Below are 21,216 nucleotides of genomic sequence, written 5' to 3'. Positions count from 1 at the left end.
GTCCGCCCATTTTTTCGTTTGTTATTGTTTTTCTAATTCAAGGATCGTACCCGTTTTAGCATCAACGACGAAATCCATTTGCTTCGTTTCACCTGCAGCTGTACTGGAGATTCCACCGCGATAAACATTATAATCAAGCTCATTCTTCTCATAATGTTCTGGATTCATATGAATCCACGAACCGCTAATTGGAATGCGATGAGAGACGCTTTCCTTCACTTGTTTGAGTGCTTTTTCTGGAGAGACGGATTTGGCTGCGCAGGCTTCTTTCACTGCATATCCAGCGGCAAAACCTATCGCTGCTCCAACTAGTAGATCTTTCACCTTCATCTTCATCAACCGCCTTTTTACTTCATGATTAGTCTTAGTATATCGAGATCTCTTCGATTTGTCCAAGCGAACAGAATGTCCACGACTAGAATTTATCCGATCTTTTCGATACAATGAAACACGGATAAGTGTAGAGCGCATAAACACGGTTTGTGATTACATATGGAAAGGATGTGAAGGTCGGTTTATTCAATGACCGGCTGAAAAAAATGAATAATGAGACGAAACAAATGTTCAAAACTTTGACTGAGATGGCAGGTCCTCCGGGCTTTGAGCATGACATTAGAAATTACATGAAAACGGAACTGTCTAAATACGCAGATGACGTCATTCAGGATAAACTGGGAAGCGTTTTTGGCGTGAAAAATGGAAAGAAAGACGCACCGAAAATAATGGTCGCAGGCCACATGGATGAAGTAGGTTTTATGGTGACTTCGATCTCTGAAAATGGGCTCATTCGCTTTCAAACGCTTGGTGGATGGTGGAGCCAAGTATTGCTCGCACAACAAGTGCAAGTGATGACAGACAACGGGCCGATTCCTGGTGTGATCGGTTCCACACCACCACACCTTCTTGATGATCAAACGCGGAACAAACCGATGCCAATCAAAGAAATGTACATTGACATTGGTGCAGATGACCGTGACGACGCCAAACAGATTGGGGTTCGACCAGGACAAGCAATCGTACCTGTTTGTGAATTTACGCCGATGGCAAACCCGAATAAAATTATGGCAAAAGCATGGGATAATCGCTACGGTGTTGGCTTGTCTCTCGAATTGATGAAGGAAGTGCAAAACGAGTCGTTGCCAAACACGCTTTATTCTGGTGCAACCGTTCAAGAAGAAGTTGGGCTCCGAGGGGCAGAGACCGCTGCAAATATGATTCAACCTGATCTCTTTTTTGCGTTAGATGCAAGCCCGGCCAACGATACATCCGGAAAAAAAGATCAGTTCGGTAAATTAGGTGAGGGAGCGCTGCTCCGGATTTATGACCGAACGATGATTACTCACCGAGGGATGCGCGAGTGGATTTTAGATACGGCAGAAACCGAAAGCATCCCGTACCAGTACTTTATTTCACCAGGTGGGACGGACGCTGGGAAAGTGCATACGTCAAATGAAGGTGTACCGTCAGCCGTCGTTGGGGTATGTTCACGCTACATTCATACCGGTGCATCCATCTTAAACGTGAAAGATTATGAAGCCGCGAAGGCGCTCATTACAACGCTCGTAAGAAAAGCGGATCGCTCCACAGTGGAGACCATCCGCTCAAATGTATAACTATTCCGTTTCAAAAATATAGGTCAACGCTTGCAATGCTTGATCGATCGTCTCAACGACGAGTTGCGATTGATTTGCCATCTCTTTTGATGGATGGTGCAAAGACTCTGGTCGGACAAGAATGACAGGCAGGTTCATGGCGGCAGCTTGTCCAACGTCCATCGCAGCGTTCCATTGTTTATAGTCTTCACCAAACAAGGCAATGACAACGTCAGACTTGTTTAAGAGAACTCTCGTACGCAAGTTATTTACTGCTGATGCAGCTTCATCTTTTAACACAGGGTTTGGCTGCTCACCGAGAATTTCTTCTCCGATGTTATCGGAACGATCGTGGTGGGTCATTGGTTCAAAGAATGTGAGCGGAAGATTCTTTTCGATTGCTTTTTTCTTCACTTGTTCACGCCAGTCATCATGAATCTGACCGGCTAGGTATACATTTAGTTCCATTGCAATTCACCTCTTGTCTATAATCATCGGCTTACATGTTATACTATATCCCCGACTTTTAAAAGAAATAAACGATCATCCAACAATCGAATGAAAGCCATTAAGGAGGCAATACTATGAGAAAAGTCGACCAGAAAGAAACGTTTGAACAAGCGATTCAAGGAGAACGAGTGATCGTGATGTTTAGTGCGGATTGGTGTCCGGATTGCCATGTCATTGAGCCTGCATTGCCTCGGATTGAAGCGGACTATCCCGAAATTGACTTTATTCATGCTGACCGAGACGCATTAATTGACGTGTGTCAGCAATATGATATCTTTGGAATTCCGAGCTTTATCGGGTTTAAACACGGAAAAGAAGTCGATCGGTTTGTGGATAAAAACCGTAAAACCGAAGAAGAAGTGACAAACTTTATCGACGGTTATTTGGAGAAGTAAAAGCAGGAGGAATACCGATGTCAAACGCTCAGTCGAAATTGATCAAACAACTAAAAAACCGCTTTGAAACATTTGATGTGTCTGTCGATGAGGAAAACGAGCAAGTGCGCATCACTCACCCACGTTTAGATTCAGGCCTAAACCTTGATCTCGCTCGTCTTGAAACGAAATTTAACCAAAAAGGCGTTTCGGGACTCGAAGAGACGTTTAATTTTGTGGAAACTTCATTTCAAGCTATGGAGAAGAAAAAGGAGCTCAGAGGGCAGTTACAATCGATCTACCCAGTCATTCGGTCCACATCTTTTCCAGTAGAAACAAAAGAAGGTAAGACGCTCGTCTACGATGACCACACAGCGGAAACAAGAGTCTATTACGCGCTTGATCAAGGCAATACGTATGCGCTTATCGATGACGGTCTCCTTAAGGAACAAGGCATTCAAAAGCAAGAAATAAAAGAAGCGGCAACGTTTAACCTTCGCGCTCTGCCAATGAGTGTGAAAATGGATGAAGTCGCAGGCAATCGCTTTTATTTCATGAATACGAATGATGGGTATGATGCGAGCAGAATCCTTAATGAGGCATGGCTAAAACAGATGGCGAGTGAAATGACAGGAGAAGCCGTTTTTAGTGTTCCACATCAAGATGTGTTAATTGCTGGAGACATCCAGAATGATCAAGGCTATGACGTACTTGCAGATGACTTTTCAATTTTTTAATGATGGAAGAGTACCGGTGACAGCACTTCCTTTTGCGTATCGGGATGGTGTGTTGGAGCCGATCTTTATATTGGCACGTAAAAAACCAAAAGGTGACTAAAGGAGTTCATGATGAACGTATTTTATAATGAGAAGGGCATTGGAGATGTTCTGCTCGTCACGCTAAAAGAGATTGCAATGGAGCAACGTGAAGTTGAGCGTAAAGGAGACATTGCGCGCTTATTTCATGTGGAGAGCGGCGAAACCGTCGGCTACCACTTATTTAACGTTAATCAATATGGTGGATATTCAAAGACAGGCATGCTTTCTGTTGATGATGAGCTAATCGAGCTAATGAACCGGATCTTTAAGGAGAATGATTGGGACCATGAATTTCGTGCACCAACGTCATCTTCTTTCGTAGTAGGGCATGTGGACGAGATTGATCGTCACCCTAATGCCGATAAACTGAACGTATGCCAAGTGAATGTCGGCCATGAACAGCTTCAAATCGTATGTGGCGCTAAAAATGTTGACGAAGGACAGCGAGTCGTCGTTGCGCTTCCAGGTGCATACATGCCGAGTGGCATGAAGATCCGCCCGTCAAAACTTCGTGGAGAACCGTCAAATGGTATGATTTGCTCAATTAAAGAGCTTGCCATACCGATGCCTCAAGAAGAGCCAGGTATTCTCGTCTTATCCGAAGAGTACGAGATTGGTGAAGACTTTTTGGCAAAATATCATCAAAGCGTTTAATCATGAGCACAATGTTTCAATACAAATCGTACGACACTCCAAACGTTACCGTTTGGAGTGTTTTATTTCGGGAATTTTCACTCCTAGGCGAACGCCGCCTGAAAGTGACCGTTTAAGAGGGGAACGTCTATATAAGTTGAACTAAACCATTTCACTAATAGGATCGACATCGCTCTTTGCCGATCGTTTTTCGTCACTGTACGGGTTACGGGCAAAGAGCAAAGCTTTTGCCGAAGAGTAAAAAACACGTGACCGAGGGTCACCAGGTGGCGCAAAGAATGGTACGACCTCTCACTATTTATGTGAAAATCCAGCTCTCAAACCAGGTGCTTTTGCCATGAACGGTCACATATATCGCGATTTGTGGCAGATGAAGCCGTTTATGTGCGGATCCATTTTAAAATGGTGACGTTTTCTTCCCCGAGTCTCACGTAAATGGGTTTTTGTGACATTTGGCTTTCTTTCTATAAACCCGAGCAAGTAGATAAAAAAGCGTCCGCTTATGATGGATGCAAGAATCAACAGCGCAAATTAAGATAATGTAAAGTTCACACTATATAGAAAGAGTGGTTGCCCATGACTTGTATCATGATTGCGGCATGACCTAAGGCGCGATCATGTTGGCGTTTTACCGTAGAGGACAGTGTACGTCATAGGGTTCAGAGAGAATACTGTTCATTCAATTGAGATTGCAATCCTACGCCAACCCTCTCGTTGCTAAGTCCCAAAGCGGTAAGGGTTGTTAGTATTGCTAAATTAGCGAAGAGATAGCCGTTTTATTACTACATAGGAATGACTTTCACTCACTTTTTTATTCAGATCTTCTATAAATCTTTCATTTGGAGGTGTTCGGAACTGATTTGCTTCTGTAAAATGGAACTTGATCCCATAATTTGATAGATAGCAGGTGAATAATGATGCCAAAGAAAAAATTCGGCAGCATTTTAAATAAAATGAATCAATATTTTTTCGGCAATGATGATCGAAAGCAAAAGGACCCCACACCACCCACTCGTCAGGCTGTACGTAAGCCGATGAACAATAAGGATGTGCAGGAGACAAAGGCAAAGGTCATTCATAAATACCCGAAGAATGGAGAATTCCGCTTCCCACTCGAGATGGATGAGCGGCCAGTTAAAAGAGAGATGCCAATTCGGAGTGAACGGCGAGAGGCGCCTACCCAAAAGCAATATCGAAAAGAACGGGACTCGACGAGGCGTAAAGAGCAGAATGAACAAAAGGATGTGCCGAAAAAACAATACTTTAACAATCCGCATTTTTCTGTGCAAAACATTCCATCACCGGTGTATGGGTTTACGAGAGACCGGACATACAAAAGCGAACCGCCCGAACCGTCAGAGGAACTCACGCTAAGCAATCTTTCACAAAAATTGGCAGGCGACGTTCCTCCACCAGCAATGGAAATGGAAAAATCGGTCCCTGTACAGCAGGAAGTCGATGAACCGATGGACGAAGGTGTGAGTATTGAGCAACCATTTGGTGACGAAAATGCAGAGGAAGCGACGGAGACAGACGAGCCAGTCGTCACAGAACCCACCCCGCTTGAAGAGGAATCGTTACAACCAATGGAGCCGGTCGCACGAGAAGAAGGTCACAGGCAAGAAGAAGTGGCTGCAACAGCAGCCCTTGACCGTGCCGAAGAAGATCAAGAAGAGATGAAGCGACAAGAGCATTCGAAGAAAAGACGCTCATTTGCGAAGCGCCCCGAGCCGAAAAAACAGTCTTCCCTCGTCCCATTTAATGTGATGATGACACCCGCTGATCGTGCTCGGCAAATGAACCGCCCGGCGTACGAACGAAAAAAAGAAGCGATGAAGGAGAAGCCTATTGAGGACCAAGCCGTTCACCAACCGGCTGCAACAACTGAATCTAGAGATGTAACTCTTCCGCCTGTTTCGTTGTTAAGTGAGCCTGAGCCCCGTCTTGAAGGAAGTGAAAATGACCTTGCAGCACAACGAGAGCAGCTCGAAGCAACGTTGAAACACTTTCACGTCGATGCCCGTGTGACGGATGTGACCGAAGGCCCGTCTGTCGTTCGGTTTGAAGTACAGCCTGCCCCAGGCGTAAAAGTGAATAAAGTGACGAATTTGACCGATGACTTGAAACTAGCGATGGCAGCGATTGATCTTAGAATGGAAGCACCGATTCCTGGGAAAAACGCCATCGGTATTGAGGTTCCAAAGCAAAATCGGTCCCCTGTCGTCTTACGTGAAATTCTTCAAACAGAGGAATTTCGCCAACATCCGAGTCCGCTCGCTGTTGCTCTCGGGCTTGATATTACCGGTCATCCGTCCGTCATTGATTTAAATGCGATGCCACATGGATTAATTGCCGGTTCTACAGGCTCTGGCAAAAGTGTGTGCATTAACTCAATTTTGCTCAGTTTGTTATATAAATCTTCACCTGATGAAGTGAAGTTATTGTTAATTGATCCGAAAGTCGTTGAACTCGCTTTCTACGAAAATATTCCTCACTTGGCTGCCCCCGTTGTCACGGATCCAAAAGAGGCAACGATGACGCTCAAGTGGAGTGTTCAAGAGATGGAAAGGCGTTATCAATTATTTGCGAGCGCTGGCGTTCGTGATATTAAAGGATACAATCGAAAAGAAGATAAGGAGGAGCATTTGCCGTATCTCGTCATCGTTATCGATGAGCTTGCCGATTTAATGATGATTGCTCCCCAGGATGTAGAGGAAAGCATTTGCCGGATCGCCCAAAAAGCAAGAGCTTGTGGTATTCATTTACTCGTTGCTACGCAACGCCCGTCCGTGGATGTTATTACGGGGTTAATTAAAGCCAATATCCCGACACGTGCCGCTTTTGCCGTTTCTTCCATGGCGGATTCCAGAACGATTCTAGACGCTGGTGGTGCAGAACGGTTAATCGGTCGAGGGGATATGCTGTTCAGTGAAAACGGCGCATCGCGTTTCGTTCGTCTGCAAGGCACATATGTTGCAGATGAAGAAATCGAACGCGTTACAGCGTACTGGAAAGATCGAGCAAAACCCGAGTATTTGTTCAATAAGGAAGAGCTCGTGAAACAAGAGCCGGCTCATCATAGTTCGGATGAACTCTTAGAAGAAGTGAGTTACTTTGTCGTTCATCAAGGAAGTGCATCCACATCAATGATTCAGCGTCGCTACCATATTGGGTACAATCGTGCGGCACGATTAATGGATATGTTGGAAGAGCGCGGCATTGTATCTGAAGCCGTTGGAACGAAGCCACGCCATGTACTCGTTTCAGAAGAATCATTAGAAGAAATTTATGGAGCGTAAGGGTAGAGATTTTTTCAATCTGGTGCTTCTCTTGTGAAATAAGACACAATCTACTATCATGAAACATACATGTAATTCATTTCTGTTATTCTTGTGCAAGGAGACGAAACGTGACAATGAAGGAAATTGAATTAAAACTACAAGGTCAAATCAAACGATTAACAAATCGAACATTTAAGTTTGACGAACGTGTTGGCGAAGGTTGGTTTTCAGCAGTCTATTTTTTAAAGACGAGAGAAATTGTTCGTAAATATAAACCCGATCATATTGTGACGATGCAATTTTTCCAGAAGAGTCACGCGGTGCTTTGTGGAACCGATGAAGCGATTGCACTCGTTCAAACGTTTGCAGACAACCCAGATGAGCTTGAGATTCATTCATTAAAAGACGGTGATAAGATTGAGCCGTTTGAAACAGTCATGACCATTACAGGCCGTTATCATGACTTTGGCTTTTTAGAAGGAGTGATTGATGGGATTTTTTCCCGTCGAACATCGGTTGCAACGAATGTATATGAAGTCGTGAGAGCGGCGCGGTCTTCTGGAGAGCAAAAGCCGGTCATTTTTATGGGGGACCGGGATGATCATTTCACACAACAAGCCGGGGATGGATATGCGGCGTTTATTGGTGGTTCAAAAGCACAAGCAACCCATGCCATGAATGAATGGTGGGGAAAAGAAGGTATGGGAACGATGCCTCATGCTCTTATCCAATTGTTTAATGGGGATCTTGTTGCTGCAAGTCATGCGTATCGGGAAATGTTTCCTGATGATCAACTGATGGCCCTTGTGGATTACAACAATGATGCGATTACCGACGCACTTCGGGTGGCTCGAGAGTTCGGTGATGATTTGAATGCTGTTCGAATCGACACATCCAATTCAATGGTCGATCAATTCTTTTGTCGAAATCCAGAAAAGATGGGCGACTTTGACCCAACGGGTGTGAACGCCCCACTCGTTATCGCACTTCGAGAAGCATTGGACAATGAAGGATTCCAGCATGTTCGTATTTCTGTAAGTGGTGGATTTACAGCAGAGAGAATTGAGGCGTATGAAAAGGCGGGTGTACCTGTGGATATGTACGGAGTTGGACGCAGTCTGCTCTCTAAGAATATCGGCTTTACGGGTGACAACGTTTTGCTAAATGGACATCATGAAGCAAAGGCTGGAAGGAAATTACGGAAGAACTCGAGATTGGAACGAATTGAATAAATCCTGAAGTGACCAATCTCCAATTCGTGTCTGCTACATAAGATAGTCAATAATTCACGGATGTTGCAGAGTGACGATTCCTACTTGAGGTATATTTTGTTCTTGAGATTGTTTTTGCTATAATATATGCGCGAAAGAAACCATGATGAATAAATGATTGGATAGAATCATCCCTACTCACTCTGGCTGGGGATGGGTCAAGTTTGGAGGTCCGGAGTCATGACAAGTTACCATTTTATCGGTATAAAGGGATCTGGCATGAGCGCGCTTGCACAAATCCTGCACGACATGGATGAAGATGTGCAAGGTTCTGATGTGGACCAATATTTTTTCACGCAACATCCGCTTGAAGAGCGCGGAATTCCCATTTTATCTTTTGAAAAAGACAATGTTTCCCCTCATCATAAAATTGTCGCATCAGCGGCATATAATGCAGATAATGAAGAGATACAAGCCGCAACTGATCGTGGTCTTGATGTGCATCGCTACCCGACATTTCTTGGGGAATTTGCCTCGCAATTTACATCCATTGCCGTGTCAGGAGCCCACGGGAAAACAACAACGACAGGTTTATTGTCACATGTTCTCGGTGCCTATCGCCCGACATCTTATCTAATTGGAGATGGCACAGGCAAAGGGGAAAAAGACAGTACGTTTTTTGTGTTTGAAGCTTGCGAATACCGCCGACATTTCTTGAATTATCACCCTGACTATTGCTTAATGATCAATATCGATTTTGATCATCCCGATTACTTCAAAAATATTGAAGACGTCGTAAGTGCATTTGATGAGATGGCGTCCCAAGTAAACAAAGCAATTATTGCATGTGGTGACGATGAATACTTGCAAACGCTAAACGCCCCCGTACCTATTGTTTATTACGGGATAGAAGGAAAACATGACTTCAATGCCGAAAATATAACAACAGACGAATCGGGCACGCACTTCGATGTAACCATCCGAGGTGATTACTATGAACGATTCAGTATTCCAGGCTACGGTAACCATCACGTATTAAACGCACTTGCAGTCATTGCGTTATGCCATTATGAAGAAGTGCCAGCGAGTGTAATGAAAGAGCGCTTGGCGACGTTCCCGGGTGTGAAGCGAAGATTCACCGAAAAAGAGTGGGGAACCCAGACACTCATCGATGATTATGCGCATCATCCAACCGAGATCAAAGCGACAATTGCATCTGCGAAAGCGAAGTATCCAAATCGAGAGGTTGTTGCCGTCTTCCAGCCGCACACGTTCACACGTACGTTTGCTTTTCTCCAAGAGTTTGCAGATGCCCTTTCTCAAGCTGATTCGGTCTACTTGTGTGATATTTTCGGCTCAACTCGGGAAAAACAAGGAACATTGACCGTGGAAGATTTGCAACAGCGAGTCGATGGGTCAGTACTCATTTCAGAAAAAGACATCTCTCCTCTGAATGAACACGAAAACAGTGTAATTCTCTTTATGGGAGCAGGGGATGTATCGAAATATCAAAAAGCGTATGAACGAGAATTTCCAAAACCATAATCAGTTTCATATAGGCAGTCATCAGTGGCTGCCTCTTTTACATCACTGTTTATTTTATGTAAAATATGGACAAACTCGGTTTCTAAAGAGAAGAAGTTTGCGTTTGAAAGTATCTATTCGTGGGAAATGATTGTTATAGGAGGTGAGTGTGGGTGACTGCAGTTTACATAAGTGTTGTGATTGTAGCCGTGGCAATCGTTGTTCTTATCTTTTACCTTATTCAAACACTTAAGTCCGTTCAGGGGGTGGTTGAGCAATTAGGCAAAACAACCAGTGCGGCCGAACAACAGCTGCAAGGAATTACGACAGAAGTTGATCACTTAATGAAAACATCCAACCGTCTTGCTGAAGACTTAGAAGGAAAGGCAGAGTCATTGGATGGATTGTTTCATACTGCTGATGAGGTAGGGAAAATCTCAGAACGATTAAATGAATCACTTCAAACGATTACAAAGAAAGCGTCACATGAAGCTGAGAAAAGTGCACCACAAGTTACTCAATTTATGCAATGGGGCAATGCCGCAATGGATTTGTATTCCAAATGGCAAAACCGTAAACATTCAGGAAACACATGAGCAAAGAATACTAATTTAGGAGGAAATGAACATGAGTGATATGAATACAAAAGATTTTCTTATTGGAACATTGATTGGTGGAATTGTAGGAGCGTCAGCAGCATTGTTGTTCGCACCTAAATCAGGAAAAGAACTTCGTGAAGACATTACTGAAGGTGCAGCTACGGCAAAAGATAAAACATACGAATTGACAAATGCTGCATATGAAAAAGGAAGCGACATTGCAAACACTGCCATTGATAACACGAAAAACGTGGCAAAAAGCGTTTCTGATCAATCTTCGCAAATGGTTGATAAGATTAAAGATGCAACGGGTCAGTTGAAAGACGATGCAAGTGCAGCGAAGAAATCTGCTGAAGAGCTTGCCGATGATCTATCTCAGGAGCTGAAGAATTCTGGTGAAGAAATCGAAGGTTCCGTTAAAGAAGAAGTTGCTAACCTTAAAGACAAAGTGAAAAACTAAATCATTTCTTTAGTTAGGAGTTTGACATGCAACAGATTCATGAAGAACAACAAATCGTAGATGCACTGGAATCAAATGATCGTGTTTTGCTGTTTAAAAATAGTACAACATGCCCGATCAGTTCAGCTGCTTTTGAAGAACTTCGAGCATTTGATCAAGAGAATAGCACAGTGCCAATTTTGTATTTGAATGTCCAAGAGTCACGGGAGCTTTCGAATTACGTTGCGAAAGAGTGGCGAGTAAAGCATGAATCTCCTCAAGCACTTTTGATTAATAAAGAAAATGCAGAGTGGTTCAAGTCCCATAACAACATTACGAAGACGAGTCTTGAAGAGGCTGTCAATTAAACAAACGGGCATAGGGATTTCCTCCCTATGCCCGTTTGTTTGCTCGTAGTGGAGGGTGTAAAAGCACGAAATGAGTCGTGTCTGCATACTGTTTGGAAGGGAGAAATATACGCGATTTCACTTTAGTGCTTAAAAGCGTTTAATCAACAAAGAAAAAGTTCGTGACAACTGGTGAACCATCAGTTATAATGACTCTAATTCATTATAAAAGTTGAATATAGAAATAGGAGAGGATCATATGAGTAACGAAGAACTGGAACAGCTAAGATCAGACCTCGATGCGAAAAACATGGAACTCCTGAAGTTATTGAATGAGCGTGGAGCGATTGTTAAACAAATTGGTGAAGTGAAAAGCAAGTCAGGTACGAAACGGTTTGATCCGATTCGTGAGCGGAAGATGCTTGACCTAATTTCAGAAGAGAACTCAGGGCCATTCCAAACGGCGACGCTTCAGCACCTTTTCAAGCAAGTGTTCAAAGCAAGTCTTGAGCTGATGGGTGAAGATGAGCAGAAATCGCTGCTCGTATCAAGAAAGCGCCAGCCGAATAATACCGTTGTTCACGCGAAAGATATTGCGATTGGCGATGGTGTCCAAAAACTGATTGCCGGACCCTGTTCTGTTGAGAGTGAGGAGCAAGTGTTTACTGTCGCAAGAGCGTTAAAAGACCAAGGTATACGTTTGTTACGAGGCGGAGCGTTCAAGCCGAGAACATCGCCGTATGACTTCCAAGGGCTTGGTCTTGAAGGATTAAAGATTCTTAAAAAAGCAGGCGATGAATTTGACATGGCCGTGATTAGTGAAATTGTAACACCAAAAGATGTGGAGACGTCACTCGACTATGTTGATGTCATTCAGATTGGTGCACGGAACATGCATAACTTTGAATTGCTAAAAGAAGTAGGGATGACGAACAAACCAGTCTTACTAAAGCGTGGATTATCCGCGACAATCTCAGAATTCATACATGCTGCGGAATACGTGCTTTCTAGAGGAAACACGAATTTAATGCTTTGTGAGCGAGGCATTCGCACATATGAAACCGCGACGAGAAATACGCTAGACATTTCAGCAATTCCAATCCTTAAGCAAGAAACTCACTTGCCAGTGCTTGCAGATGTGACTCATTCAACAGGAAGAAGAGATCTGCTCCTCCCAACAGCAAAAGCAGCACTCGCAATTGGTGCAGATGCGGTTATGGCGGAAGTACACCCAGACCCGGCAGTCGCATTGTCTGACTCTGCTCAGCAGATGGATATTCCGACATTCAATGAGTTTGTTGGGACACTAAGAAGCTCCAACCTTTTAAATGATGTAAACAAAGCAGCAACCCGCTAATAAAAAGTGCAAGTGCTCGGTTTGTGAGCACTCGCACTTTTTTTATGAATAATTCTTCTTACGATAAGCGGCTATGAAGATGCCGACAATTCCAGTAATGATATACAGAATTAAGTAAATCCATGTACTTACATTTCCAAAGGACATGCCGTTAATAAAAACAATAAACAAGTGAAACAGTGTAAAAATAACAACACCGACAATCCATTTTATGTTTCGATTGTTTAAGGAGTTTCCGACGACAAAACCAATGAGAAATGTAATAAGTGGATTAAATACAGTAAACAGTACAACCGGTGGAATGGAAATCACCTCTTTTGTTAATCAATCACATTCTCTATCATATCAGAAACGATATAGAAAAATACTTGTTTTACAGAAAAACAAACAGAGGGAAATAAAATTGTCAAAATATCGGTGAATTTAAGCGTCATGGACGTGCTTTTCAAGGAAAAAGGTTTGCAAATAAGGCGTATCGGAAACAATAAGCACAGGTCTGCATACAAATCAGGATTAAACATATGATTTTTCGTGTCGATATAAAGGAAGAAGCAATTGCAGACCTCCAGCAGTTATCGTATGATAGCAATAGCCTATGAAAACGTCATGAAAGCGAATAGAGGAGGTCTTTCCGTGAGTACAACAATTTATGATGTTGCAGCTGAAGCAGGGTCTCCATGGCTACTGTGTCACGTGTAGTAAATGGAAATCCAAATGTGAAGCCAGCAACAAGAAAGAAAGTTTTAGATGCGATAGAGAAATTAGAATACCGCCCGAATGCAGTTGCTAGAGGGTTAGCTAGTAAAAGAACAACGACCGTTGGTGTCATTATTCCGGATATTTCGAGCATCTTCTTTTCTGAGTTGGCAAGAGGAATTGAAGATATTGCCACGATGTATAAATATAACATCATTTTATGTAATTCGGATAATAACAAAGAAAAAGAGATTCATCTTGTGAATACGTTGCTAGAGAAGCAAGTTGATGGCATTTTGTTTATGGGTGGCGAAGTTACACCGGAACACGCCGAACACTTGAACCGTTCACACGTACCTGTAGTACTTGCGGCTACGTATCATGAGGACGGCGACTTTCCGTCAGTAAACATTGATTATAAACAAGCAGCACATGACGCCATTTCCATGCTAATTGAAAAAGGTCACACTCGCATCGGGATGGTATCGGGCTCTCTTGAAGACCTGTGAACGGCTATCAGAAGTTTAAAGGCTACAAAGATGCGTTGGCGTCAGGAGGACAAACGTTTGATGAGTCCCTCATTGCGATCGCTGATTATACGTATGATTCAGCGATGGAAGCAGTCAGCCAGCTCTTAGATGAAGGGGACAAGCCAACAGCGATTTTCTCAGCAACCGATGAAATGGCTCTAGGAGTTATCCATGGTTTACAAGATCGTGGGCTAAGCGTTCCGGATGATGTAGAAGTAGTTGGGTTTGATAATACGCGTCTAGCAACGATGGTCAGACCGACGCTTACAACGGTTGTTCAACCGATGTACGATATTGGCGCTGTCTCCATGCGTCTGCTCACGAAATTTATGAATAAAGAAGACGTGGCCGAAGAGATTGTCGTCTTACCGCACAGCTTAGAATACCGGAATTCGACGAAGTAAAACGGACATAAATAGGGGGCTTTTCTTAAATGAAGAAGGTAGACATATTAACGCCAATTGGAATACTCATCGGCTTGTTGGTTGTAACGATGGCGATTTACACCATCACCGGTTTGAGTGGTGTCGTACTCTTTATACAGTTGGCCTCCGTATTTATCGTCTTTGGAGGAATCATGGCCGCATTACTCGTCAATTTTTCTTGGCAGGAGTTGAAACGATTACCTGCCATAATGCGGCAAGGGTTTCGACGAGAAGAGATGGAGTTGCATGAACTAAACGAAACGTTTGTCGATCTTTCAACAAAGGCAAGGCGAGAAGGGCTACTCGCTCTGGACATACATATGGATAATGAAGTCGATCACCCATTTATTAGAAAGGGTGTAAGCCTAGCGGTTGACGGCATCGAACCAGAGATCATCCAAGACATCATGATGGCAGAGGTCATCTCTATGGAAGAGCGGCACCGAAGAGGTCGTCGAATTCTGGAAAAAGCAGGAGAGTATGCCCCTGCATGGGGGATGGTCGGAACGATTGTAGCGCTTGTCATCATGCTTAATGATATGGATGACCCTGCTGCTCTTGGCCCGAGCATGGCCCTAGCGATGCTCACGACATTATACGGATCACTTGCTGCGAATCTTTTCTTCAATCCAATTGCAAGCAAATTGGAAATGAAAACAGAATTAGAAGTTTTTGAAAAAGAAATTATTATCGAAGGTGTTATCGGCGTACAATCTGGACAAAATCCGAAGATTCTTGAAGAAAAGCTGCAAGCATTTGTAAGGAAAGAAAAGCAGCGAGTGGAGAAACTGAAAGACGCCGGAGCGATAGCAAATGAGGCGTAGAAGTAAATCGACGACGGATCAATCCAAAAGTTGGCTAGTGACCTTTACGGACATGGTACTCATCATTCTCGTGTTTTTCATCATGTTGTTTTCCATCTCGGTCGTGGATGCTCAGAGGTTCCAAGCATTGACGGACTCTTTGCAAGGCAACAACATTCTCGATGACCTTTCGTCAGTGACTGATTACGAATTGGAGAATTTTGATCCAGCCGATGATCAAGATGTAGATGAAGATACAGATCCGCTTACCGAAGTGAAAGAATATATTGATCAGTACCTCATTGATCACGATCTTGAGGATATGATTACAGCGACGAGAGAGGAACAAGGAATCGTTCTTGTTCTTCAAGAGCAGTTGCTTTTTAATACGGGTGAAGCGTATATTCTTGAAGATGCTGAGCCGTTTTTGGATGAGATGACAATGATTCTTGAAGGCATTCCTGATCACCAAATCGAAGTCGAAGGACACACAGACAATCGCCCAATTGAAACGTATCGCTATCCATCGAATTGGGAACTATCTGCAGCGCGAGCGAGTAGCGTCATCCGCTACTTGATTGATGGTGGGGACTCCCTTCAGGAAGATCGTTTCTTGGCAAAAGGATATGCAGATACGAGACCGATGGTACCGAATGATTCCCGTGAGAATATGCAAGAGAATCGACGAGTTGTCGTAATGATCTCTGACCCTGAATTTGATGAAGAAGGAACAGAAAACACATGAGCCGAAGTGCTTCATGTGTTTTCTCGTATATAATAGAGTGCTTTTTCCAAAGTGTTTCCATTCTTTTCATTAATGGCTTCTCTTCTAGGAATATGAGGGTGATCGGCTTCTCTTTCCAACCACGTAGAAGGTAGTGTATAGCTTTTGGCGGCCTGTTTCCAGCGATCGCGCCACTTGCTCGGGATCGGTTCATTTACGACGTCCATCCGCTCGTTCATTTCGAGCCAAACAAGTGACCAAGCGAGAGGGACGACACGAAACCAATCATATCCGCCCCCACCAACAGCAACCCAGCGACCTTCGCAATATTCATGGGCAAGACGGTGGGCGAGCTTAGGAATTTTGTGAAATGTTCTCATCGTTGTTGATAAATGGGTAAGTGGATCAAAATGATGCGCATCGGCGCCATTTTGTGTCAAGATGAGGTCGGGTTTAAAAAAAGCACATGCTTCTGAGACAGCGGTTTCATAACAGTGAAGAAATGATTCGTCTTCTGTAAAGGCGTCCAAAGGTATGTTTAAGGAATACCCATATCCATACCCGTTGCCTTTTTCGGTTATTGCCCCGGTTCCTGGAAACAGATACCTTCCGGTTTCATGAATGGACACGGTCATCACATTAGGATCATCATAAAATGCCCACTGTACGCCGTCACCGTGATGAGCATCGGTATCAATATACAAAACCCGCGCATCGTAATGTTTGCGAATGTAATGAATGGCAATGGCTGTATCATTATACACACAAAACCCAGACGCTTTGCCCCGGAATCCATGGTGTAAACCTCCACCGAGATGAGCAGCGTGCAATGTACGTCCTTCCATGACTTCTCTTGCGGCTTGGATCGTACCGCCGACGAGTTGCGCTGAAGCTTCGTGCATATTGTAGAAAACAGGTGTGTCTTCTGTGCCAAGACCGTACTTATTAAGGGAACCGTCTGACATTTTCCCGTGTCCGGCAAGTGTGACTGCTTCTACAAAGTCTGGATCATGAAACAAGAGCAAATCTTCGTCCGTTGCGCTTGCAGGATGGACAAGTTGAGCACTGGACAAAGTGTCTAGTGACCGTAGCAAGTCAACGGTCATTTCTAATCGTAATGGACTAAAAGGGTGATTTTCATTGAACTTATATTGAAGCTGTTGTTCGTTTAATACAAACGTCGCGTGTGATGTTTTCATTGTTCAAACCCTGGTACCGACGGGCTAATAAGCTCGTACCCTTTTTCTTGAAGCTCATGGATCGCGGGTCTTGGTCCATCGTTTGAATGCGAAATGTCAGCACTTTATCAGCGGTTTCTTTATGAGGGTATACGAGAACACTCGTAATGTTCACCCCATGTTTATGAAAAATGCCCGAAGCTTCTGCGAGCTTGCCGCTCAAATCAGAAACTTTAATTTCTAACTGGGTGCTCGGTTGGTCTGCCCCTGTTAGGCGTACGAGTGTATCGAGGAGATCTCTGCCTGTGATCATACCCACGAGCTTGTTGCCGAGCGTTACCGGCGCTGCACTAATTTGTTGTTCACTTAGCATTGAGGCAATGTCTTCAACAAAATCGAGGGGATGTGCTGTATACACATCCCGTTTCATGATGTGTTCGAGTGGTGTTGATAACACGTCTTCACTCGGCTGTTGTTGTAATATGGAATGTTTGCTATCACGAATGTCACGATCTGAAACGATGCCGATTAAAGCCTTGTTAGCATCGACAATCGGGATGTGGCGAATGCGCTTGGATTCCATGAGTTCGACAGCCTGTTCAATCGAATCATGTGCACCAAGTGTATGAATGGTTGTTCTCATCATATCTTCGACAAGCATCGTTGCACCTCATTTCTTAATTAGTACATAAACCGATTCACAAAGCGGATGTTATCAAATTCTTGCACGTCTTCCATAGGGACGCGAGAGCCTATTCGTACCATCAAACAGTTTGCTGGGTGTGAACTGATCTCAGGGTCATCGGTTGCCATCCAGTATAACCCACCAGAGTTCATCATTTTCTCCATTAGCTTTCGGTATTCCCAGACAGACAGTCCAGTTGACTTTAAGTCCCAATGCCAATAGTACTCGGTCGTAATAATGATGTAATCTTCCATCGCATCGTCTCTCATAGACAATTGAATAAGTTTACTTCCAACCTTGCCGCCGCGATACTCGTAAGCGACTTCTACAGCGCCGAGCTCTAACAGATTATCAAGTGGACTTTCAGACCAACGTTCAAGAGGGTCTGGATATACGTACGTAACATACCCGACAACCATACCGTCATCGACAGCGACGATAATCCTCCTTCGGGTAGGTCTGCGATGCTTGCAAGTGCTTTTTGCTGGTCTTCTGGCGGCCTGAAAGCAACAAGGCCAGGGTGAAACTGATAATCTAATACGGCCTGGCTTGAAATGGGGCCTTCCAACAAAATCGTTTTGTTGTTGACGATGAGTTCTTCACGATCGTAGGTTTTTGAGTGGTTCATTCCATCACCTTTTAGGGTAAGCGTTACAAACAGTATACTATATTTACATGTCATAAATGGGTGATAACCACTCAAAATAAAGGCAGTTTTTTTAAACTTTTTCGTCAACAACGCCCGTGATGAGAGAAATATGACAAATTCTCAACAGTTTCAAATTGATTCAAGTATGAATTGTGCGTATAATATAACACATCATATGCCACTCGAAACCATTCGAGGGAGTCATGATCGCAATAAGGCATGGAGTAAACTAAGCAATAGAAAGGGAGATCGTTGATGGAACTGCAAACGCTTCCACCTAAAGGTGGCAATCCAAATCTAGAAAACTATGAAGATGCAGCAAGAGAATTTGATTGGTCAAAAGCAGAAGAAGCCTTTTCTTTTCATAAGACCGGAAATGTAAATTTAGCTTATGAGGCGATTGACCGCCATGCCGAAGATGCAAAAACGAAAGATAAGATTGCACTTTTCTACAGCGATGCAAAACGAGATGAGTCGTATACATTTGAAGATATGAAACGAATGACAAACCGGGCTGCGAATGTGTTTAAAGAAGCAGGTATTCAAAAGGGTGACCGGGTGTTTATTTTCATGTCTCGTTCTCCAGAATTGTATTTTGCCGCACTTGGAGCCATTAAGGTTGGGGCCATAATTGGACCATTGTTTGAAGCATTTATGGAAGGTGCGGTTAGAGATCGATTGGAAAATAGTGACGCAAAAGCAATCGTGACAACACCGGAGCTAATTGAGCGTGTGCCTGTTGATGAGCTACCAGCGTTAGAAACCGTATTTATGCAAGGTGACGATGTGAGTGAAGAAGGTGCGGTCATTGATTTCAAGAAAAGCATGGATCGTGCCAGTGAAGAGCTCGAAATCACTTGTAGATAAAGAAGACGGCTTGATTCTTCACTACACATCAGGGTCTACAGGCATGCCTAAAGGAGTATTACACGTTCACGGTGCGATGCTTCAACACTATCAAACGGCGAAATGGGTACTGGACCTGAAAGAAGATGATGTATACTGGTGTACCGCAGATCCTGGCTGGGTTACAGGTACTTCATATGGCATTTTCGGTCCGTGGTTAAACGGAATCACCAATGTTGTTCGTGGTGGTCGGTTTAGCCCAGAAGATTGGTACGGGACGATTGAAAAGTACAACGTGACCGTTTGGTACAGCGCACCGACGGCATTTCGAATGCTGATGAGCGCTGGCGAAGATGTCGTAAAGAAATTTGATTTATCTAGCTTGCGACACATTTTGAGTGTAGGTGAGCCACTAAATGCTGAAGTCGTTCGTTGGGGAGATGAAGTGTTCGAATTACGCATCCATGACACGTGGTGGATGACAGAAACTGGGGGAATGATGATTGCCAACTACCCAGCAATGACGATCAAGCCAGGCTCAATGGGCAAACCATTCCCTGGTTTGAAAGCAGCCATTATTGATGATCAAGGAAATGAATTGCCTCCGAATCGCATGGGCAACTTGGCCATTGAAAAAGGTTGGCCTTCAATGATGCGATCGATTTGGAAAAACGAAGAGAAGTATGAAAGCTACTTTGAAATTGAAGGATGGTATGTATCGGGAGATTCCGCGTACATGGATGAAGACGGTTACTTCTGGTTCCAAGGCCGAGTGGATGATGTCATTATGACTTCAGGTGAACGCGTTGGCCCGTTTGAAGTAGAAAGCAAACTCGTTGAACATCCAGCCGTCGCAGAAGCAGGGGTCATTGGAAAGCCAGATCCTGTTCGTGGAGAAATCATTAAAGCATTTGTTGCCTTACGCTCAGGTTATGATGTGAGCGATGAATTAAAAGAAGACATTCGTGTTTTCGTAAAGAAAGGCCTCGCCGCACACGCTGCACCTCGCGAAATAGAATTTCGTGATAAGTTACCAAAAACAAGAAGTGGAAAGATTATGCGCCGCGTCTTGAAAGCTTGGGAGCTTGATTTGCCGACCGGGGATCTTTCGACAATGGATGATGATTAAGATGTATTCGAGGGGTAGTCAAAGCCTCTAAACAAATCGAGAACAGATCGTTTTTGATCTGTTCTCCGATTTTTGTATGTATGTTCTTTCTGTGTAATATCTTTGGTAGACAAGTCCCGCCACCTTCTTTAAATTGTGGGCCCCCTCTGACAGATGGGAACGAAAGGCGGTGACTCTTTCGGAAGCAGTGCCGGGACGAGTCCTCGCAGGATATAAAATCTACATAGGGTGAACGAAAGAAATTCATTGATTGCTAGCATGTAGAGATTCCATTGTGAATGTATATGAACGGACCGTTATGATAAAAGCGAATCACTCCAATGGTGTTTCTACCGTATGGGGCAGGGCGTGCTAGTTTTCACTTTCTCCAATCAAGTTTGTTTTTTTAGCGATTTTAGCACTCATTTCGTAAAGCTTGCGCGCAGATTGTTCCAACTGGAGCGCAGATTGGACTAAAACGAACCAAAATCGGTCTTGATTCTGCGCGACTCGCACCGACAGAATTTTCGGTTTTCCAAATCAAAGTTCGGGGCAGGGAGTACGACTTATTGAACATCGCTTTGGAATTAGATTGCCGTTTATTTTCTTTAAAATGCTGAATCTGATTCCATTAACGGATGTTTGGAAGTAGATGCCGATCGATTGGAATCAGAAAGAGGAGAAACGGTCACCGAGGAGTGGATCTGATTCCAATCGGTAATCTTTGGAAACCGGTCTTCCGTTCCGCGCACAAAACCGTTCATCTCAGAAAAATCTAACCATAGAAGCTCCTATATTTAGATTTCTCTCCAGGTGTTGCAAATCCGACCATAGAATTTGAAAATCTCACCATAGAACAAACAATG

The 21,216-nt window shown here is 43.8% G+C and carries 17 protein-coding genes and 4 pseudogenes; 15 read left to right on the top strand and 6 right to left on the bottom strand.

All coding sequences use genetic code 11. The features are described from left to right. Positions 1–21 precede the first annotated feature (21 nt). Positions 22–330 carry a PepSY domain-containing protein gene (locus tag JCM19039_RS12670; RefSeq protein ID WP_042398452.1) on the bottom strand — a complete coding sequence of 103 codons (309 nt, stop codon included), beginning with the start codon at positions 328–330 and terminating at the stop codon, positions 22–24. Between the two features lie 209 nt (positions 331–539). Here JCM19039_RS12670 and JCM19039_RS12665 point away from each other — a divergent pair, with 209 nt between their 5' ends. Beyond that, positions 540–1,613: a M42 family metallopeptidase gene (locus tag JCM19039_RS12665; protein WP_042427799.1), complete on the top strand. Its 1,074-nt coding sequence runs from the start codon at positions 540–542 to the stop codon at positions 1,611–1,613. On the opposite strand, the gene JCM19039_RS12660 is transcribed toward JCM19039_RS12665, so the two are convergent. Beyond that, complete coding sequence (locus JCM19039_RS12660; RefSeq protein WP_042398455.1) at positions 1,614–2,060, bottom strand: YtoQ family protein; 447 nt, start codon at positions 2,058–2,060, stop codon at positions 1,614–1,616. It lies immediately after the preceding gene. Positions 2,061–2,176: 116 nt separating this feature from the next. Here JCM19039_RS12660 and JCM19039_RS12655 point away from each other — a divergent pair, with 116 nt between their 5' ends. From JCM19039_RS12655 to JCM19039_RS12610, 10 genes and pseudogenes are all read left to right on the top strand, one after another. After that, complete coding sequence (locus JCM19039_RS12655) at positions 2,177–2,497, top strand: thioredoxin family protein (protein ID WP_042398459.1); 321 nt, start codon at positions 2,177–2,179, stop codon at positions 2,495–2,497. Positions 2,498–2,514: 17 nt separating this feature from the next. Then, positions 2,515–3,313, top strand: a pseudogene (locus JCM19039_RS12650) (DUF1444 family protein). Positions 3,314–3,324: 11 nt separating this feature from the next. Next, the gene (gene ytpR, locus JCM19039_RS12645; protein ID WP_042427700.1) at positions 3,325–3,948 is read left to right on the top strand and encodes a YtpR family tRNA-binding protein; all 624 of its coding nucleotides are present in this window, start codon (positions 3,325–3,327) and stop codon (positions 3,946–3,948) included. A gap of 917 nt (positions 3,949–4,865) precedes the next feature. After that, positions 4,866–7,247, top strand: coding sequence for a DNA translocase FtsK (locus JCM19039_RS12640; protein ID WP_052398770.1), 2,382 nt, complete (start codon positions 4,866–4,868; stop codon positions 7,245–7,247). 116 nt (positions 7,248–7,363) lie between these two features. After that, the gene (locus tag JCM19039_RS12635; RefSeq protein ID WP_042427794.1) at positions 7,364–8,461 is read left to right on the top strand and encodes a nicotinate phosphoribosyltransferase; all 1,098 of its coding nucleotides are present in this window, start codon (positions 7,364–7,366) and stop codon (positions 8,459–8,461) included. Positions 8,462–8,680: 219 nt separating this feature from the next. Beyond that, positions 8,681–9,985, top strand: a complete 1,305-nt coding sequence (murC, locus tag JCM19039_RS12630; RefSeq protein WP_042427697.1) for a UDP-N-acetylmuramate--L-alanine ligase — start codon at positions 8,681–8,683, stop codon at positions 9,983–9,985. A 152-nt stretch (positions 9,986–10,137) separates the two neighbouring features. Further along, positions 10,138–10,560, top strand: coding sequence for a DUF948 domain-containing protein (locus tag JCM19039_RS12625; protein ID WP_042427694.1), 423 nt, complete (start codon positions 10,138–10,140; stop codon positions 10,558–10,560). A gap of 31 nt (positions 10,561–10,591) precedes the next feature. Beyond that, entirely contained in the window at positions 10,592–11,023 is a 432-nt protein-coding gene (locus JCM19039_RS12620) for a YtxH domain-containing protein (protein ID WP_081834499.1), read from the top strand. A gap of 26 nt (positions 11,024–11,049) precedes the next feature. Further along, on the top strand, positions 11,050–11,370 hold the full coding sequence (ytxJ, locus tag JCM19039_RS12615; RefSeq protein WP_042427688.1) for a bacillithiol system redox-active protein YtxJ: 321 nt from the start codon (positions 11,050–11,052) through the stop codon (positions 11,368–11,370). A 238-nt stretch (positions 11,371–11,608) separates the two neighbouring features. Further along, positions 11,609–12,706, top strand: a complete 1,098-nt coding sequence (locus JCM19039_RS12610; protein ID WP_042427685.1) for a bifunctional 3-deoxy-7-phosphoheptulonate synthase/chorismate mutase — start codon at positions 11,609–11,611, stop codon at positions 12,704–12,706. A 42-nt stretch (positions 12,707–12,748) separates the two neighbouring features. On the opposite strand, the gene JCM19039_RS12605 is transcribed toward JCM19039_RS12610, so the two are convergent. Beyond that, positions 12,749–13,018 (bottom strand): hypothetical protein, encoded by a 270-nt coding sequence (locus tag JCM19039_RS12605; RefSeq protein WP_042427682.1) that lies wholly within the window; start codon positions 13,016–13,018, stop codon positions 12,749–12,751. A gap of 321 nt (positions 13,019–13,339) precedes the next feature. Between JCM19039_RS12605 and ccpA the strand changes: the two are divergent. The 3 genes and pseudogenes from ccpA (at position 13,340) to motS (ending at position 15,905) form a co-directional block, all read left to right on the top strand. Continuing rightward, positions 13,340–14,336: pseudogene (ccpA, locus tag JCM19039_RS12600) on the top strand (catabolite control protein A). A 29-nt stretch (positions 14,337–14,365) separates the two neighbouring features. After that, a complete protein-coding gene (motP, locus tag JCM19039_RS12595) occupies positions 14,366–15,181 on the top strand; it encodes a flagellar motor protein MotP (protein ID WP_042398478.1) in 816 nt (271 codons plus the stop codon). After that, positions 15,171–15,905 (top strand): flagellar motor protein MotS, encoded by a 735-nt coding sequence (gene motS, locus JCM19039_RS12590; protein ID WP_042427679.1) that lies wholly within the window; start codon positions 15,171–15,173, stop codon positions 15,903–15,905. The genes motP and motS overlap by 11 nt, the downstream gene beginning before the upstream one ends. Positions 15,906–15,916: 11 nt before the next feature. On the opposite strand, the gene JCM19039_RS12585 is transcribed toward motS, so the two are convergent. The 3 genes and pseudogenes from JCM19039_RS12585 to JCM19039_RS12575 form a co-directional block, all read right to left on the bottom strand. Beyond that, entirely contained in the window at positions 15,917–17,083 is a 1,167-nt protein-coding gene (locus JCM19039_RS12585) for an acetoin utilization protein AcuC (RefSeq protein ID WP_042427676.1), read from the bottom strand. Beyond that, positions 17,031–17,723, bottom strand: coding sequence for a CBS and ACT domain-containing protein (locus JCM19039_RS12580; RefSeq protein ID WP_238545033.1), 693 nt, complete (start codon positions 17,721–17,723; stop codon positions 17,031–17,033). The genes JCM19039_RS12585 and JCM19039_RS12580 overlap by 53 nt, the downstream gene beginning before the upstream one ends. 20 nt (positions 17,724–17,743) lie before the next feature. After that, positions 17,744–18,375, bottom strand: a pseudogene (locus JCM19039_RS12575) (GNAT family N-acetyltransferase). A 276-nt stretch (positions 18,376–18,651) separates the two neighbouring features. Between JCM19039_RS12575 and acsA the strand changes: the two are divergent. After that, positions 18,652–20,371 (top strand): annotated as a pseudogene (acsA, locus tag JCM19039_RS12570) (acetate--CoA ligase). Positions 20,372–21,216 lie beyond the last annotated feature (845 nt).

The sequence above is a fragment of the Geomicrobium sp. JCM 19039 genome, assembly GCF_000698145.1.
In the GTDB taxonomy this organism is placed as follows: Bacteria; Bacillota; Bacilli; order Bacillales; family Marinococcaceae; genus Geomicrobium_A.
The sequence above is the reverse complement of the archived record's forward strand: the minus strand, read 5'-3'. Positions and strand labels throughout refer to the sequence as shown.